At 41.6% G+C, this 17,657-nt stretch carries 9 protein-coding genes and 1 rRNA gene; 4 read left to right on the top strand and 6 right to left on the bottom strand.

Annotated elements, in window-relative coordinates:
• Positions 1-95 precede the first annotated feature (95 nt).
• The 3 genes from PSH54_RS13000 (at position 96) to PSH54_RS12990 (ending at position 7,316) form a co-directional block, all read left to right on the top strand.
• A complete protein-coding gene (locus tag PSH54_RS13000) occupies positions 96-2,507 on the top strand; it encodes a TonB-dependent receptor (protein ID WP_273606294.1) in 2,412 nt (803 codons plus the stop codon).
• Between the two features lie 32 nt (positions 2,508-2,539).
• Positions 2,540-3,940 (top strand): 5-methyltetrahydrofolate--homocysteine methyltransferase, encoded by a 1,401-nt coding sequence (locus PSH54_RS12995; RefSeq protein WP_273606293.1) that lies wholly within the window; start codon positions 2,540-2,542, stop codon positions 3,938-3,940.
• A gap of 154 nt (positions 3,941-4,094) precedes the next feature.
• Positions 4,095-7,316 (top strand): S41 family peptidase, encoded by a 3,222-nt coding sequence (locus tag PSH54_RS12990; protein WP_273606292.1) that lies wholly within the window; start codon positions 4,095-4,097, stop codon positions 7,314-7,316.
• A gap of 98 nt (positions 7,317-7,414) precedes the next feature.
• On the opposite strand, the gene PSH54_RS12985 is transcribed toward PSH54_RS12990, so the two are convergent.
• From PSH54_RS12985 to PSH54_RS12965, 5 genes are all read right to left on the bottom strand, one after another.
• Positions 7,415-8,710 carry a DEAD/DEAH box helicase gene (locus PSH54_RS12985; protein WP_273606291.1) on the bottom strand — a complete coding sequence of 432 codons (1,296 nt, stop codon included), beginning with the start codon at positions 8,708-8,710 and terminating at the stop codon, positions 7,415-7,417.
• A 205-nt stretch (positions 8,711-8,915) separates the two neighbouring features.
• Positions 8,916-10,103, bottom strand: a complete 1,188-nt coding sequence (locus PSH54_RS12980) for an alpha/beta hydrolase-fold protein (protein WP_273606290.1) — start codon at positions 10,101-10,103, stop codon at positions 8,916-8,918.
• Positions 10,104-10,215: 112 nt separating this feature from the next.
• Entirely contained in the window at positions 10,216-12,036 is a 1,821-nt protein-coding gene (gene glmS / locus PSH54_RS12975; protein ID WP_273606289.1) for a glutamine--fructose-6-phosphate transaminase (isomerizing), read from the bottom strand.
• A 46-nt stretch (positions 12,037-12,082) separates the two neighbouring features.
• Positions 12,083-12,847, bottom strand: coding sequence for a DeoR/GlpR family DNA-binding transcription regulator (locus PSH54_RS12970; protein ID WP_273606288.1), 765 nt, complete (start codon positions 12,845-12,847; stop codon positions 12,083-12,085).
• Positions 12,848-13,031: 184 nt separating this feature from the next.
• Positions 13,032-16,472, bottom strand: a complete 3,441-nt coding sequence (locus PSH54_RS12965; RefSeq protein WP_273606287.1) for a PKD domain-containing protein — start codon at positions 16,470-16,472, stop codon at positions 13,032-13,034.
• A 193-nt stretch (positions 16,473-16,665) separates the two neighbouring features.
• On the opposite strand from PSH54_RS12965, the gene PSH54_RS12960 reads away from it, so the two are divergent.
• Positions 16,666-17,193 carry a sugar O-acetyltransferase gene (locus PSH54_RS12960; RefSeq protein ID WP_273606286.1) on the top strand — a complete coding sequence of 176 codons (528 nt, stop codon included), beginning with the start codon at positions 16,666-16,668 and terminating at the stop codon, positions 17,191-17,193.
• A gap of 345 nt (positions 17,194-17,538) precedes the next feature.
• On the opposite strand, the gene rrf is transcribed toward PSH54_RS12960, so the two are convergent.
• A 5S ribosomal RNA gene (gene rrf / locus PSH54_RS12955) occupies positions 17,539-17,653 on the bottom strand.
• Between the last annotated feature and the right edge of the window lie 4 nt (positions 17,654-17,657).

The raw sequence follows: 17,657 nt of genomic DNA, 5'->3' as shown, positions 1-17,657 counted from the left end.
AAAGAGACATTTTAGTAACAACAGTTAATTACTATTGATACATTATAACACTTCTCGCATAATTGATATAATATAACATCTAACAAGGTAGTCAAATGAAACCTAGATCACAATTAGCTGCTCTCATAGCAGCTTTATTACCTGCAAGTGTGCTTGCATCCACAATTGAAGGTGTTGTTCTAAACAACAAAGGTAAAGTAGTTACCAATGCAACAGTAGAAGTTGAAGGCTCAGACCTTAAAGTAACCACCGATGAAAACGGTAAATTTGTAATAACCGAGCTAAACAATGGCTTAAAAGAGCTTCATGTTGTGGCGCCAGGTTATGCTCACCTTCATCGCGATATAACAATAACGAATGATGAAAACCAATCGGTTACGTTTAATTTAAAGCGCTCACCTATTGAAGTTATTGATATTGAAGCAACCCCTATTCATATGTCGGCAATGGAATCTGCCTCACCTGTTAGTGTTTTATCTGGCGAACAACTAAGGCGACAACAAGCTGCAACACTTGGCGACAGCCTTGAAAAACTTCCAGGCGTTAATACTAACTTTCACGGGAAGGTAGCCAGTACACCAATTATTCGTGGTTTAAGCGGCCCGCGTGTACTTATTACTCAAAATGGCCTTGATGTAAGTGATGTGTCGCGCGTTGGCCCCGATCATTCTGTTGCATCAGAAGCGTCTACCGCACAACAAATTGAAGTATTGCGCGGCCCTGCAACACTGTTTTATGGCAGTGGCGCCATTGGTGGCGTAGTAAATGTGGTAGATAACCGCGTACCAACCGACAGCACAACACGCGGCGAGTGGAACCTAGAACATAACTCAGTAGATAACCAAAAAGTAGCCTCGTTTAATGCCACCACAGGCACAGACTCGGTGGCTTTTTACGCCGATGCATTTTGGCGTGAAGCCGATGACTACGAAGTGCCTGTAGCGGCTGAGATAGATAGCGACGGTGAAGAGCATCGCGGCGATTACACTGTTGAAAACAGTAATGAAGAGTCTGACGGTTTTACTGTTGGCGCTAGCTATTTAATGGATAACGGATTTATTGGCTTAGCAGTAGAGCAATTTAATCGTCAATACGGTATTCCGGGCCATACGCACGGCGAGGAAGAAGAGGAAGAGCACAGCGACGAAGAAGAAAGCGTATTTGCTGATTTAGAGCAAACTAAAGTGCAATTATTAGGTGAGTACAACCTAGATAATAAATGGCTAAACAAAGTAAACCTTCGCGTTGGCCACACCGACTACGAACACGCTGAAATTGAAGGTGGCGCTGTAGGCACCACATTTAAAAACGAAACAAACGAATTTCGTATAGACCTACTACATAACCAATTTAACGAGTGGAATGGCGGCATTAGCTTTCATTACAAACAAAGCGATGTTGAAGCACAAGGTGAAGAGGCCTTTACTCCTCCATCAGAAACCGAAAGCTTTGCTGTAGCGCTAATGGAAGAAAGGCACTTTGGTGATTTTTTAGTGCAGCTAGGTGGGCGTATTGAGCGTGTAACAATTGAAGCAGGCGACGTATTACTGCCAAATATTGACGCTCATGCACACGATGAGGCGCAAGAAGCCGACGAGCATGATCACGACCACGAAGAAAGCGCAGAAACCACTCGTGTATTTGACGTAGAGCACGAATTTACGCCAATCAGTTTATCTGCAGGCGTAGTGTGGGATTTTACACCTAACTATAATTTAGGACTTTCTGTATCGCGCTCTGAACGTGCGCCTTCTGCTTCTGAATTGTTATCGTTTGGGCCACACATTGGTACTGGTACCTACGAAGTAGGCGCACTATTTGATTTAGATGAAGACGGCCATTTAGGTTTATCTAGTCAAACAATTGACCTAGAAACAGCCAATAATATCGATTTAACACTACGTAAAACCCAAGGTGATGTTGGCTTTATTTTAAATGCCTTTTACAACCAAGTAGATAATTACTATTACCAAATAGACACTGGTTTATTCGCCGAAAGTGGCCACGACCATGGCGATGAAGAAGAAGGGGCTGACGAACACGACCATTCATCAGAACTGCCGGTTTATTTATTTAAAACAGACGACGTAATTTTACACGGGTTTGAAGCGCAAATTGCGTGGCAATTAACCGATGAATTTAAAGTAGATTTATTCTCAGATTACGTTCGTGCACGCCTAAAAGACGGCGGCGATTTACCCCGTACTCCACCGCTTCGTTTTGGCAGCGAACTAAGCTACCAAACAGATAAACTCAGTGCGCATATTCACGTTACTCGCTATCAAAAGCAAGACCGCACAGCCCCACAAGAAACAGCAACTGACGGCTACACATTGGTTGATGCAAGCATCTCTTACGACCTTTCAGTATTAAACCAAGATATGTCTGTGTACCTGCGAGGCACCAACTTAACAGATACAGAAGCACGCGTGCACAGCTCGTTTGTAAAAGATATAGCACCACGTCCAGGACGTAGCTTTGCGCTAGGCATTCGCGGTTATTTTTAAGCATTAAAAAATTATAATTAAAGGAAATAAACATGAAAAAACTATACAAATTAAAGCTTATTGCACTGGCTATTAGCACTACATTTATTACAGCCTGTGGCGATGCCCAGACCAATATTGTAGAAAAAGACCCTATTGTTGTAGAAGACGAGCACGATCATGACGATGATGATCACGACCATGATGATGGCTACACAATTGATTCATTGGGCAGATTAGCTGTACTGGCAGGCGATAGCAACGAAGCCAGCTTTTATGACCTAGATGACAACGCTTTACTTGAAACATTTACCCTGACGAATGATTCAAACACGCTATCGTCATCACCTGATTTTCGTTATACCGTTATTGCAAGCCGCGCACAAGATTACTTAGGCTTTATTGATGGTGGTTTATGGCGTGAAGACCATGGCGAGCATTTACACGACTACGAGCAAAGCCCAGCGGCTAGCAGTTATGAGCTAACAAGTGGCAGCCGCCCTACTCACCTTGTAAAACATGACGGCCAATTAGCTGTTTTTTATGATGGTGATGCAGACTCAGGCACGGTTGCCTCTGTTGAAGTATTAACAGATAACGACATAACCAGCGCAACAGCAACACTTCCGGGTATTAGTTACGATATTAATATGCACGGCGTAGCAGAGCCACGCGGTGAGCATTTATTATCAACACTTCGCCGTGATGACAGCGAAAGCACATCGGTTGCTAAAGTACTGCCAGACCAAGTAGGTGTTTATCATTTTCATGATGGTGAATATGAGCTTGAACAAACCTTAGACCTTACGTGCCCTGATTTACACGGTGCTGCACAAAACCACGACTACGTGGCATTTGGCTGTAGCGATGGTGTGTTATTAGCCCACCAGCACGATGATGAATACGAAGCTGAAAAAATAGCGAACATTACAGCCGTTGACGATTTACGCATTGGTACTATTTATGGCCACGAAGATAGCGAGACCTTTATTGGCGTAGCATCTGGCCATGGTGGCGGCGAAGCCGTAATTGTAACTATTAACCCAGCAACAGCACAAATGGAAGAACTAGAATGGCAACTAGCCGATGACGCAAGTGCTGTGTCGTATTCTTTTTCTGCCCATGGCGAGCACTTTTTAATATTAGACAGCTTAGGCTTTTTAAATGTATTTAGTGCACACGACCATGATGGCGAAATGCATTGGGAGCTTGAAGGCCAAGTTGATATTACCGAGCAAGATGTATCAACCATGCCAGAGGGTATGAGCTTTAGCATGACAGTGGCGCAAAATGGTCAGTTTGCTTATGTAGCCGACCCTATTGCTCAGCACGTTGTGCAAGTACACCTTGAAGACTTAGAAATTGAAAGTGAGGTTGAGCTTACTTTTGCTCCTAGTGCAATTACTTGGCTTGGTATTGCGCAAGAGGAAGAAGAAGACGATCACGACCACTAATTTCACTCTTTAAAAAGAGTACTCCCTTGAAGGTTGGCGTTTTAATGCCAACCTTTTTTATTCACATTTTGTAACAGACCTTTTATCGCAAGTGCATCGCTATTTATAACCTTATTGTTATGATGTAACAGCTATTAATATAGGATGTAATCCCATGAAAAAATTAACAACATTGGCGCTTGCCTTGGCTGCGGTTATTGCACCGAGTGTATCGGCCTATGAAACTAAAGACACTCGCTTACTACGCTTTCCTGATATTCATAACCAAAACGTGACCTTTGTTTATAGCGGCGATATTTATATTGCTAATACACAAACCGGCGAAAGCAAACGTTTAACCGACCACATTGGTTTTGAAACATTTCCTAAGTTTTCTCCTGATGGTAAGCGTATTGCGTTTTCGGCTGAGTATAACGGCAGCCGCCAAGTTTATGTAATTAACAGCGATGGTTCAGGCCTAAAGCAGCTTACATACTACAACGATGTTGGCCCAATGCCGCCGCGTGGTGGCTTTGATTACCGCGTTTTAGATTGGACCGCCGATGGTAAAAATGTGGTGTTTAGAGCAAACCGCACACCATGGGGTAAACGTATGGGTCGCCCTTATATGGTCCCTGCCGACGGTGGCCTTGAGCAGCCTTTAGCTATTCCAGAAACTGGCGGCGGTATGCTCTCCCCAGATGGTAGCAAGTATGTTTATACGCCCATTGACCGTGAGTTTCGTACCTGGAAACGCACCCGTGGCGGCCGCGCGCAAGACGTATGGATTTACGATTTAGAAAATAACACCTCAGAGCAACTAACCACTAACCGTGCAACCGACCAGCAACCTACCTGGGTTGGCGACAATATTTATTTTGTATCTGACCGTGATTACACACTAAACCTTTACCAATACCGCAAAGGCAGCGAGCCTAAAAAGCTCACTAATTATAAAAACTTTGACGTACTTTGGCCCTCAGCAGGCCCTAATGCGATTGTGTACGAAAGCGGCGGTTACTTATATCGCTTTGACGCAAAAACACAAAAAAGCACTAAGCTGAGCATTAACATTGCAGGTGTGCGCCAATACGCTATGCCGTACAGCAAAAATGTGAGCGACTTTATTGATTCTATGTCGATTTCTCACGATGGCAAACGTGCTGTATTTACAGCCCGTGGCGAGCTATTTAGTGTACCTGTTAAACAGGGTCCTACGCGTAACTTATCGTACACAGATAAGAGCCGTGAAATAGACGCAAGTTGGTCGCCAAATGGGCGTTACATTGCTTATATGAGCGATGAAAGCGGCGAGTACGAAATTTACTTAAAAGATCGCAGTAAAAATAATGCCATTAAACAGCTCACTAGCAATGGCACTATTTGGCGCTTTACGCCTATTTGGTCACCCGATAGTTCAAAATTATTATTTGCAGATAAAAACCACACACTGTGGTGGTTAGATGCAAAATCGGGCAAGCAACACAAAATTGATACCGGCATTTACGACGAAGACGGCATTACTCAATATACGTGGTCGCCTAACAGCCAAGACATTGTGTATGTTAAAAATAACGAAAATCGTTATGCCTCACTGTGGCACTACAACCTTAAAAAAGAAAAGGTAACACGCCTAACAGATGAAATGAGTAACGAGCAAAACCCAACTTTTTCGCCAGATGGCCAATACCTTTACTTTAGCTCTGAGCGCGACTTTAACCTTGCGTTTAGCAGCTACGAGTTTGACTACATGTTTAACCGCGCCACCCGTATTTATGCGGCTGCAGTAAACGACAGTGTTAAACCGCTTATTGCCTTACAAAGTGACGAAACCACGATTGTAAAAGACGATGACGACGAAAAAGAAGACGACAAAAAAGTTAAAAACGCACTGCAAAGTAGCGACTTTATGCAGCGTGTTACCGCGCTTAATGCTCCTGCTGGCGATTACCGTGGCTTAACCGCAGTAAAAGACGGCGTACTGACACTTGCTAATGGCGGATTACAACTTATAGGCACCGAACACGATAGCGAGCTAGAAACAGTCGCTAAAGGCGTTAGCAATTACACTATATCGAGCAATAGCGAGCACCTACTTGTACATACAAGTGGCGGTTACAGCTTAATTGAGCCTAAACCCAAGCAAGACCTAGACGCCAACAAGCTCGATTTAAGCAAAATGACGCTTAAAATTAACCCGCAAGCTGAGTGGCAACAAATGTACATAGAAGGCTGGCGCACATTGCGCGATTGGTTCTACGACGAAAACCACCACGGTCAAGATTGGGATGCTATTTTAGCTAAATACCAGCCTATGGCTGATGCTATTAGCCATCGTAGCGACCTTGATTACATACTTAGCGAAATTGCCGGCGAAATTAACTCAGGCCATATTTACGTGCAATCGGGTGATATGCCAAAAGCCGAGCGTAAAAACCACGGTTTATTAGGCGCTAAGCTTGCAAGCGATCCATCGGGTTATGTAAAAATAGAGCAAATCTTCAAAGGTGAAAACTGGCATGACGATTTCCGCTCTCCGCTAGGCACTACAGGCGTAAAAGCACATAACGGCGATTACATAATTGCGGTAAACGGCCGCTCGGTTAAAGACGTTGCTAACTTTTACGAACTCCTTGAAAACACCCAAGGCGAGCAAGTGGAGCTAGTGCTAAACAGCAAACCGCGTAGCAAAGGCGCGTGGCAAGTAACAGTAAAACCTGTAGCCAGTGAGCAAGGCCTACGTTATTTAGACTGGGTTAACTCGCGTGCAGCCTACGTTAATAAGCTATCAAACGGGCGTATTGGCTACGTGCACCTGCCAAATACCGCGTATGAAGGTAACCGCGCCATGTTTAAAAATTACATGCCGCAAACCACCAAAGACGCCATGATTATTGATGACCGTTACAATGGCGGTGGCTATATTCCTGAGCACATGATCACCTGGCTTGCACGTAAACCACTTAACTATTGGAAACGCCGAGGCACCGAGCCGACTAAAACTCCACAGTTTGCGCACGACGGTCCTAAAGCAATGCTAATAAACGGCTATTCAAGCTCAGGCGGTGACGCAATTCCTTACTACTTCCGCCAAGCGGGTTTAGGTAAGCTAATTGGTACGCGTACGTGGGGTGGCTTAATTGGTATTTCTGGCAACCCTGCTCTTGTAGATGGCGGGCAAGTAATTGCGGCTACATTCCGTATTTTAGATACCCAAGGTAACTGGATTATAGAAAACGAAGGCGTTGCTCCTGATATTAAAGTGGTTGACCGCCCAGAGCTTATTTATAAAGGCCAAGATCCATCGATAGAGCGTGCTGTACAAGAGTTATTAAAGGAGCTTAAAGAAAATCCTAAGCAACCTTTAGTGGTGCCACCAGCTCCGTCTAAGTTTTAATTTGCTGCATAGCTAAACAATCTAATACCAATAAAAAACCCTGCATAATTTGCAGGGTTTTTATTAATTCGAGTTTAATAACTTATATGTATTAAGGCTTATCTTTTTCTCCAACCACTCCACACATCTTCAACGTCGGCTTTTTTCTTCTTTTTCTTACCTGTGCCCTCTGGCTTTGCCATTGGCTTATCGTTTTTAAGTGCTTGTGCTGCATCAAGGTTTGCTTGGTTTACCGCAAAACCCGTTACTTCCTCACGCTCTAAACGCAGTTTGTTTTTTTTCTCTATTATTTTAAAGTGATGAAAGTCTTCGTAATCAATTAACGATAACGCTAGGCCAACTTCGCCGGCACGGCCACTTCGGCCAATACGGTGCATATAATCAGCGGGGCTACGCGGTAAGTTAAAGTTAATAACAACAGGCAGTTTGGCAATATCTAAACCACGGGCTGCTATATCGGTGGCTATAAGTACTTCTATTTCGCCCGCTTTAAACTTTTCAATTACGCGAGTACGCTCACTTTGGCCTTTGTCACCATGAAATACCTGTGCGTTAATACCACGCTTTTCAAGCTTAGCTGCTAAGTGCTCACAGTCTTTTTTAGCGTTTACAAAAATAAGTGCTTGGCGCCATTTATGCGCTTTAATTAAATGCGCTAAAACCGTGGTTTTTTCGCCTTTATTAACTGTAAATACGCGCTGTACTAAGGTGCTTTCGTCTTTGCTTTGAACTTGTATTTCAACAGGGTTGGTTAACAGCTCTTGCGTTAATTGTGTTACTTGCTCTGGGAAGGTCGCTGAAAACAACATGGTTTGTTTTTTAGCAGGCGTAAGCGCTAACAGCTCGGCAAGCTCTTCGGTAAAGCCAAGGCTTAGCATGCGGTCGGCTTCATCAAGCACTAAGGTCGTTACTTTATCGAGCTTAATAGCATTGCTTGAGATTAAATCGAGCAAACGCCCTGGTGTTGCCACGATAATATCGGCGCCGCCGCGTAGAGCCTGCATTTGTGTATTAACCGACACACCACCAAATACCGCCACCGTTTTAATCGCGCCATTAAAGTTAGCAGAATACGATTTAACGCTATCGGCCACCTGCGTAGCAAGCTCACGGGTAGGTACCAAAATAAGCCCCGTTACAAAGTTACCTTTGCTCGCTGTTTTTTTAGATCCATGCTCTAAAAATAGGGTTTGCAGCATTGGCAAAGCAAACGTCGCTGTTTTACCTGAGCCAGTATTTGCCCCCGCAATTAAATCGCTACCAGCCAGTACACTTGGAATCGCCTTAGCTTGAATTGGCGTAGGTTGGTTATATTCCAAATCGGTTAAACGAGCTTGTAGCTCTGGAATAAGGCCAAGATCGTTAAAGGTGCTAGGGCTTGTTGCTGAGGTCATAAAATTGTGGGCTTATTGCTAAAAAAGTAGCCTGTAATTTTAGCGTATTTAGCGCTTATTAAGTAGGGATTAGTGATTTTAATGTGGTTTAAGTAATGGCTGCGAGCGTCGAGCTACAAGCTTCGAGGAAATTTGACTGTCACCGTGAGCACTCCAAACTTAAAGAGGCTTTCATAAAAAGCCAACAACTAAGTTAGCAATATTATTAATTCTTGCTAAGTTCTGCTTGTAACCTAGCTTTTGTTTCTCTTAAATAATTTATATAAGGATATGATTCATTTGTAATGGCTAAAGCAGACTCCATCTGTTCAAGCGCTTGACGAGTATCACCTTGCATTTCATAACCGTAGGACAAGGCTGAAAGCGCATCGACTGATTTTGGGTGGTTTTTTATATTGTACTTAAACACTTCAATAGCACGGGTAAATTGCTTGCTGCCCGTTAAGTTATAACCGAGTGATCTAACAGCGCGATCCGGTGGCGCAATCTGCTCGCCCCATTGCTGAGATAACTTTTTATAATAAACATCAATAGACTCTATATCATCGCTTAAAGCACTCATGGGCATTTGTTTAGGTAAAAACAAATTATGGTAGGCATTAAAAGCCCCTGCGGCCGATGTTAAGTTATGCGATACATTATTAAACGCGTCACTAAAGAAGCGTAAATTTGGCAAGCTATTAGATTGCAAAGCTTGCTGAAGTTCATTGTATCGCTCACGCATTAAGCCAGCTTCTTCACCAATATTTATATAAACATAGTTATTCAGATCTTTTGATTTATTGATAAACGACTTAGCCGCTTTTACCGGTGCGCCATAGTTCCACCAAACCGCAGGGCTGTAAGCAATGTGTGCTTGGAAAAGCTCAGGGTTAGCTTGCATTGTATAAAGTGCAAACACGCCTGCCGCAGAAGCCCCAGCAATTACATTAAAGTTGTGCGAACGGTAACTTTTATTAATCAAGGGCATAAGCTCTTGCTCAATAAATGCTAAAAACTTTGCTGCACCACCGCCTTCACCTACCGGGCCTTGTGGTTCTTTATTTACTGTGGGGTAAAAATCTCTGAGTCGATTGGTGTTTTCAATAGCGACAATAATAACCTCAGGCGCACGATTATCATTTTGTAAACGCTCCATCACTGCACTTATAAGTGGTATATTACCCGCGCCATCAAGGCGATAAATGACCGGATAAACTTTGTTTGGATTAGCTTGATAACTCTTTGGAAGCTGGACAACAACGGTACGTTGCTCATTTAAAACGGCTGATTTAATAGTATGTGTTTGTTGCGTATAACTAATGGTTTGCTGTTTTAAATCAGGCTCTGCAAGTGTGCTACTAGAATAAAATATAAATAAACTACATATAAAAACAGCGGTTAATAAACGCATTACTAATCCTTTAGAAAATAGTGTGTTATTTAATCTAACAGGCTTTGAGGTACAAAAAAAGGCGCATTAAGCGCCTTTTTATCTTTAACAGGTAATTACCAACCTTTTGATTTTACTCAACCGTAACCGATTTAGCTAAGTTACGTGGTTGGTCAACGTCAGTACCTTTAATTACCGCTACGTAGTACGACAGTAACTGTAATGGCAATGTGTAAACAATTGGCGCAATAATGTCGTCAGTGTGGTTTACGTTGATTACACGCATTGTGTCGTCTGACTCAAAGTGTGAATCTTTATCTGCGAATACGTAAATAATGCCGCCACGTGCGCGTACTTCTTCTACGTTTGATTTAAGCTTTTCTAATAGCTCATTGTTTGGTGCTACAACAATAATTGGCATGTCGGCATCTATAAGCGCAAGTGGGCCATGTTTTAGCTCGCCCGCTGCGTAGGCTTCTGCGTGAATGTACGAAATCTCTTTAAGTTTAAGTGCACCTTCCATTGCAATTGGGTATTGCGAGCCACGACCTAAAAACAGTGAGTGATGCTTGTCGGCAAATTCTTCTGCAAGGTCTGCAATGCCATCAGCTAGTAGTAATGTTTCTTCAAGCTTAGCTGGAAGTACTTTAATTGCATTTACAATGGCACTTTGATCAAGCTGTTTTTCTTGAGCTATAGACGCAGTAAGCATTAACAAACCAACTAATTGCGTTGTAAATGCTTTAGTAGATGCTACGCCAATTTCAGCGCCCGCTTTAGTCATAAAGGCAAGGTCTGATTCGCGTACAAGCGATGAACCCGGTACGTTACAAATAGTCATTGAGGCCATGTAACCTTGCTCTTTAGCTAGGCGTAGCGCAGCTAGCGTATCGGCAGTTTCACCCGATTGAGAAATAGTAACAAGTAGGCTGTTTTCATGAACAAACGACTGACGGTATCTAAATTCAGAAGCTATTTCTACATTACAGCTAACACCCGCAAATTGCTCAAGCCAGTAACGTGCAACCATACCTGAATGGTATGACGTACCACAGGCAATAATTTGTACGTGTTTTACATCTTTAAATATTTGCTGAGCGCTGTCGCCAAAGGCGTCAATTGCTACGCGGTCGTCGTTTAAGCGTCCTTCGAGGGTATTGCGTACCGCAAGTGGTTGCTCGTAGATTTCTTTTAGCATGTAGTGGCGGTAATCGCCTTTGCCTGAAGCATCTTGCGTGATATTTGATTCAACAACTTCACGTTCTACAGCGTCGCCATTTTCATCAAAAATTTCAACAGTGTCGCGTGTAATACGGGCTACGTCGCCTTCTTCTAAGAAGATAAAGCTACGAGTAACTGGTAATAGTGCTAGTTGATCAGAGGCAATAAAGTTTTCGCCAAGGCCTAAACCTATAACAAGCGGGCTACCTGAGCGCGCTACGATGATTTCGTTGTCGTTTGCTTTATCAAATACAACGGTACCAAATGCACCTTCAAATTGCTTAACAGCTGCTTGAACAGATGCAAGTAACGTAGTGTGTTGCTTACGAAGCTTATGAATTAAGTGCACCATTACTTCGGTATCGGTTTCAGATAAGAACTCGTAGCCTTCTTCTTTAAGCGATGCGCGTAAGCTTGCATGGTTTTCAATAATACCGTTATGCACAAGTGCTAGCTGGTTGTTTGATACATGCGGATGAGCGTTTTCTTCTGTAACACTACCGTGTGTTGCCCAACGTGTGTGTGCAATACCTGTATGACCGCTAACGCCTGCTTTCTCAAGTGCAGCTTCTACGTTAACTACTTTACCTACTGCTTTTACAGTATTAAGTGTGTTGCCATCAAGCAATGCTACGCCTGCTGAGTCGTAGCCACGGTATTCAAGACGTTTAAGGCCTTCAACTAAAATTTTATTTACTGGACGTTCTGCAACTGCCCCAACTATTCCACACATAGTGTCTCCATTAATTTTTTAATTCTAGTAACTCACTTTGTAGTTACTAATCAATAATCTCTGCACAAATTAGTTTTACACCACAGGCCTCAATCGCTTTGCGTTTATCATCTGCTAAGCCAGTGTCGGTTATTAAGGTGGTTACTATTTTCCACGGTAACTCTAAATTTGGTATTTTTCGGCCAATCTTATCTGATTCAACCATAACGATTACTTCACGGGCGGCTTTTGCCATAACTTGGCTTAAGCCGACTAACTCATTAAAGGTAGTCGTGCCGCGTTTTACATCTATGCCGTCAGCACCAATAAATAGCTGATCAAAGTCATAAGAGCATAATACGTTTTCGGCAACTTGCCCCTGAAACGACTCAGAATGCGGATCCCAAGTACCGCCAGTCATTAAAAGTGTTGGCTCGTTTTCAAGTGATAGTAAACGGCTCGCCACTTTAATCGCGTTAGTCATTACAACTAACCCGTGCTTATTTGCAAGCTCTGGGATCATAGCGGCCGTAGTACGCCCGCTATCAATAATAATACGGTTATGATCTTTTATAAGTGCAGCAGCAGCCTTTGCTATTGCTACTTTGCGCTTAGAGTCTATTTCGTCGGTGACGATTTCTTTTGGCAGCGCGATAGCACCGCCGTAACGGCGCAGTAATAAGCCACTTTTTTCAAGTGCGGTTAAATCTTTACGAATGGTTACTTCAGATGTTTGAAACTGCTCCGCAAGCGTTTCAACAGCCACTTCACCTAGCTCATTTACCTGAGTAAGTATTAAATGACGGCGTTGCTGGGTGTTTCGTTTAGTCATAAAGCTCGTAGATTAAGTTTCGTTTCGAAAGATGTGCAATTCTAAACGAAACTAGTTAAATGGCAAGTGAACGAGCAAAAAAAGCGCAATGTGCGCTTTTTAATTTAACAGTATGTAGATGTGGTGAAACATTCTAGCTTGCTCAATGAGCTAGAAACTAGATTACTGAGCACGCTATTATTTTTTAGTTCAAATATGGGTATGTTAAAAACTCACTACCTAAAATATATAAACTCCAAGAATCACGCTCATCTTTTTGAATTAGTACATCGTGGTAATTATTCGAGATTTGTGGACTCTCCCAAATAACTTGATTTGATAACTTATCCACTAGGCTAATTGTTTTTTCTATAGAGTACTGCGCCAAATAGTTACGGCCATAAACGCCACCTATAGCCTCATCGAGGATTTTCTCTTTGTGGTAAATTGTAAAGCCCTTAGTTTGTTGCCCATCCAAAATTTCTAATGCTTTCGTTTTCGTATCTAATACTATTAAACCACCTTCCTCATCGAAACTACCAAAAGTACGATAATCAATTATTAGCTCTAGTTGAGGATCTGAATCTAGCTGGATAGCGTGTACATGCGCTACATGGCTTGTTGATTCTTGTAAGAAATCTAAAGGAACAGGCCAATTGCTACTGTCAATTGAAATGGGTGATAAGCTAGGGTTTTCGTAAAAAGCTATACCTAAATCGTAATAACCTATTATTATTTTTGACATCTCTTCAGACGGCAAGTAAGGAAAGAAGACTCTTGATACGACTTCACCTGTTTGTTTTACAATTGTGAAATATCTAGTACCACTTTTAAAACTCAAGTGTGTTTCGGACTCTGTAAAAGCAAAATCATACGAATTAGAAAAAGTCACTTCTGAAACGCTAGTTTGCCAAATTACACTGGTTGAACCTATGTTTCGTTTAACAATAAATGTCTCGTTATTGATTTGAGTTAATGAATACTCAATTTGATTTTCATTATCTTGCGTTAACAGCATCTCTCCAGTGAAAGTAACAGGTGCATTATTGTGCGTTATCTGAGCCGAACGGCCAAAATCTGAAACGCTAACCGTATCATTAACAGCACCAACTATATGAAGATTAGGAAGTTGACCTTGAGGCACTGATGAATACTCAAGCTGCCATCGCCCATTATCATAGCTAAAGCTTTGCATCGTATATTCTTCGTATAAATAACTTCCTTCTAAACTATCTGTTTTGCTTACTAATAAAGACTGTAATCCATCATTATCAAAATCAACAGCTCCTATTACTCTCCCAAAGGGGTTTTCATCAATAGATACAGAGAACAGTTGCCACTGCTGATCAAAGTAATGAAGCTCTTTTGAATTAGAAAAGTAAACATGACTATAAGGGCTATCTACCTCAAGGCCGATTGAAATTCCATCATGGAAACTAGTCTCAAACTTTTCAATACTAACCTGCAGTTCACCATCTTCCCACCATATTAGTTCACTATAGTGATCGGAGGCTTTATACCTAGTTACACGACAATCACCACCACTGGTAAACGCCTTAAATTCATATTCAGAGTATGGCTCTATCAGGTATTTGTTCTGTTTGACATCAAATATACTTCCCCTATCAATTAACTCTTTAAAGCCGTCATTATTCAAATCACAAACTTGAATCAAGCTATTTGAATAATTAAGTGAAAGGTCCGGCGCAACAATAAGCTTAGTGATAGAAAGATCATTCCCATTAATAAGATAACTATCATACGAATGACCCGCCGAAAGGAGGATATCTTCAATATCATCGCCGTTGTAATCAAATACCATAGAGTTATAATTCTCAGCCGAAACATCATCTATGAGCAAACTACTCGAGTCCTCATTACTTAAAAATATTTGATGTTTAGCTGCCTCTTGGTTGTAAGTAATACTGAGCCAATTTAGTTGCGTCCCTGACTGATTAAGAAATGCACCTACATGCTCAGCATTTAAAGGTAAGGGAGGTATCCATTTATTGTATTCTAGAAACCCTGTCTCACTGAGATTTAAGACATAATCAACATTACTGCGTAATACACCCCTTTTATTGTTCGAAAGCTTAATTGAAGCTACACCGGATGTTGAGTTGTTCACATAACCAACTGAGTGATTATCTACGCCACCACGTGAGTGAAGGTTGATTTGATGCTTAGCTCTTGTTTGAGTATCAGAGTTTGATATATCAACAGCAAAATTTACCTTTAAATTACTACCAAAGTCAGGCGCGTTGCTTAACCAATTAACCTCTCCTTGCTCTGAAATCGAGATATTACTAGGCCCATAAGCTATTTTGTACTCAAAAGGACCATCGACTTCATCATTAGACAAATTAATAATGGCTGTATAGTGTTCACCTAATTCTATTTCATCATATGCAGTAATATCAGAAACAATTGCAGGGAGTTTTTCTAATTTGAACTCATGCTCTGCAGTATTTTCTGCGCCACTTGGGTCTACAACTGTTAACGAAATACGATAAAGACCAGGTAGATCTCCAAGAAATTCTATTTTACTCCCTGTGCTAATCTGCCAGCTAGCATTTTCAGGAAAAGCTGTTAATTTCCACTCATAACCCAATGGTTCTAAATCAGGGTCTTTGGACTGCGATGCATCAAGTGTAATTATAGAGTTTCTTCTAATTGAGTCAGGGGCTAAAATATCAGCCCTAGGAGCAGAGTTGACTTCATTGTTATAAACATCGTCTAGATCTGCTAAATAAAACTCTAGTGGTATAAACTCATTAGTTAAACGTATGCTCGAAATGTCATTGCCCTTAAGCTCAGCTAAAGCAGTATTTTGTGATACAAAGCTGTATTGCGCACCAACAATCGGAGGCAACGCTATATCATTATTGGGATAGAATTTGTCCGTTTTTACTGTTAACTTTCCTAAATCACTAAAATAAATATCACCATTAAAACCAATACCATATCCAATATTAGTTGCATCTAAAACTGCATCAAGCCTTACATCCGAAAATAGAATATCATGCGAGCTTTCGTCTGAACCTTTGAATAGGATATTTACAATAGCGCTACTGTCACTATTTTCCTCTTCGCTACTAGCAATAGCAAAACCTTCTGTTGAGTAGACAACACCGAGCACTTCGTTACTAATTGTTAAATTGGGTACTATTCCATATTCAAGAACAAATTCAGCGTTAGAGCTTTCGATATAAATATCAGATTGCCCATTAAAAACCCACCCAGCAGCAGAGCAATTGTTATAAGTAATTATATAGTGCTGATTAGCCTCTTCCTCTTTCATTACAGTAGAGCCTGTAACACAACCGGAATGATCAGATTGGTTACTTAGCACTGGGTCGTGGAGAAATAGATTTTGATAATCCTCACCAAATACTATGGAATTAAGACTATCTAGTAAATATGAGTACTGGGTAGTTAGTTGAGTTACATTACTTGCTGTTATTTCGAATAAAGATGTTTCACCGTTATAAATAGGCGTATTTTGATAGTCAGGCTTAACAAATTCAGCTTTTCCTGAAGAGCCAGAATCATTATTAACTGGTTTACTCGTATCACCACCCCCTCCTCCACAACCACTTAAAAGAGTTATTAAACATAGTACTTGGATTGATTTATTAATTTTCATCACTTGCTCCCTGTTACATTAATTTTACATCATTATCTTTTTTTTAAAAGCTTTAAAATAAAATCTAGTATTGATCATGGAGCTTCTTCACCTCGGCCTTAGTATAAAAGTTACAACATCATCTCAGTAAACATATATAACCATGCGATAATACCTAGAACAGTAATTGGACACCCAATAAAGAGCGAAATTAATGCAGCCATTTAATAGCTTAAACAGAGAGCTTTTAGCCCTACGTAAACAAACAGGCGAAATATGCCGACTCTTCAATAAAAGCCCGAGTAAAGGTAATTTAAAACGCATTAAAGAGCTATTCGCTCAATGTGGTGAAGGCGTAATTATAGAATCAGGTTTTCATTGCGATTATGGTAATCAAATAGCTATTGGTGATCGTAGCTTCATAAACATTAACTGTACGGTATTAGATGCCCCAATTAGTGAAGGAGCTATCAGCATTGGTGATGACTGCTTAATTGGCCCTAATGTTCAGCTATTGACTGTATCCCATGCTGTTAACCCTACACTGCGACTGAATAAAGAAAACTTTGCTGCTCCTATTACAATAGGCAACAACGTATGGATTGGCGCAGGTGCAATTATTTTAGCGGGCGTATGCATTGGGGATAACAGTATTATTGGTGCGGGATCTGTAGTTACTAAAAGTGTAGAGGCGGATACTGTTGTTGCTGGTAATCCAGCTCGTGAGATAAGAACACTATAATTATAATCGATGTTTTTTAGCGTCGGGAGTCGCTACGCTCGCCCGACCTACATTCTAGAAGTAGATGAGTGTGCATTAATTGTCCGCATTTCACTTTTCTGCAGACGTAAAAAAGCCCGGCTCTTTCGAGTCGGGCTTTCTTGTATTTGAAGCCTGGCAATGTCGTCGTGCCCACAGCGGTAGAGAGTCACATAGCAAATGCACATTATCATTGAGCCGGGAGTCGCTACGCTCGCCCGACCTACATTCTAGAAATAGATAAGTGTGCATTAATTGTCCGTATTTCACTTGTCTGCAGACGTAAAAAAGCCCGGCTCTTTCGAGTCGGGCTTTCTTATATTTGGAGCCTGGCAATGTCCTACTTTCACATAGCAAATGCTACACTATCATCGGCGCTGTTTCGTTTCACTACTGAGTTCGGCATGGGGTCAGGTGGGTCCAAAACGCTATGGTTACCAAGCAAA

The sequence above is a fragment of the Pseudoalteromonas sp. Angola-30 genome (assembly GCF_028599215.1).
In the GTDB taxonomy this organism is placed as follows: domain Bacteria; phylum Pseudomonadota; class Gammaproteobacteria; order Enterobacterales; family Alteromonadaceae; genus Pseudoalteromonas; species Pseudoalteromonas atlantica.
This window is presented reverse-complemented; position numbering and strand designations above follow the sequence as displayed.

What these genes read in the sequence shown, in the direction of transcription:
- PSH54_RS13000 (WP_273606294.1), top strand. Translation starts at nt 96, where the DNA reads ATGAAACCTAGATCACAATTAGCTGCTCTCATAGCAGCTTTATTACCT.
- PSH54_RS12995 (WP_273606293.1), top strand. Translation starts at nt 2,540, where the DNA reads ATGAAAAAACTATACAAATTAAAGCTTATTGCACTGGCTATTAGCACT.
- PSH54_RS12990 (WP_273606292.1), top strand. Translation starts at nt 4,095, where the DNA reads ATGAAAAAATTAACAACATTGGCGCTTGCCTTGGCTGCGGTTATTGCA.
- PSH54_RS12985 (WP_273606291.1), bottom strand. Translation starts at nt 8,710, where the DNA reads ATGACCTCAGCAACAAGCCCTAGCACCTTTAACGATCTTGGCCTTATT.
- PSH54_RS12980 (WP_273606290.1), bottom strand. Translation starts at nt 10,103, where the DNA reads ATGCGTTTATTAACCGCTGTTTTTATATGTAGTTTATTTATATTTTAT.
- glmS (WP_273606289.1), bottom strand. Translation starts at nt 12,036, where the DNA reads ATGTGTGGAATAGTTGGGGCAGTTGCAGAACGTCCAGTAAATAAAATT.
- PSH54_RS12970 (WP_273606288.1), bottom strand. Translation starts at nt 12,847, where the DNA reads ATGACTAAACGAAACACCCAGCAACGCCGTCATTTAATACTTACTCAG.
- PSH54_RS12965 (WP_273606287.1), bottom strand. Translation starts at nt 16,472, where the DNA reads ATGAAAATTAATAAATCAATCCAAGTACTATGTTTAATAACTCTTTTA.
- PSH54_RS12960 (WP_273606286.1), top strand. Translation starts at nt 16,666, where the DNA reads ATGCAGCCATTTAATAGCTTAAACAGAGAGCTTTTAGCCCTACGTAAA.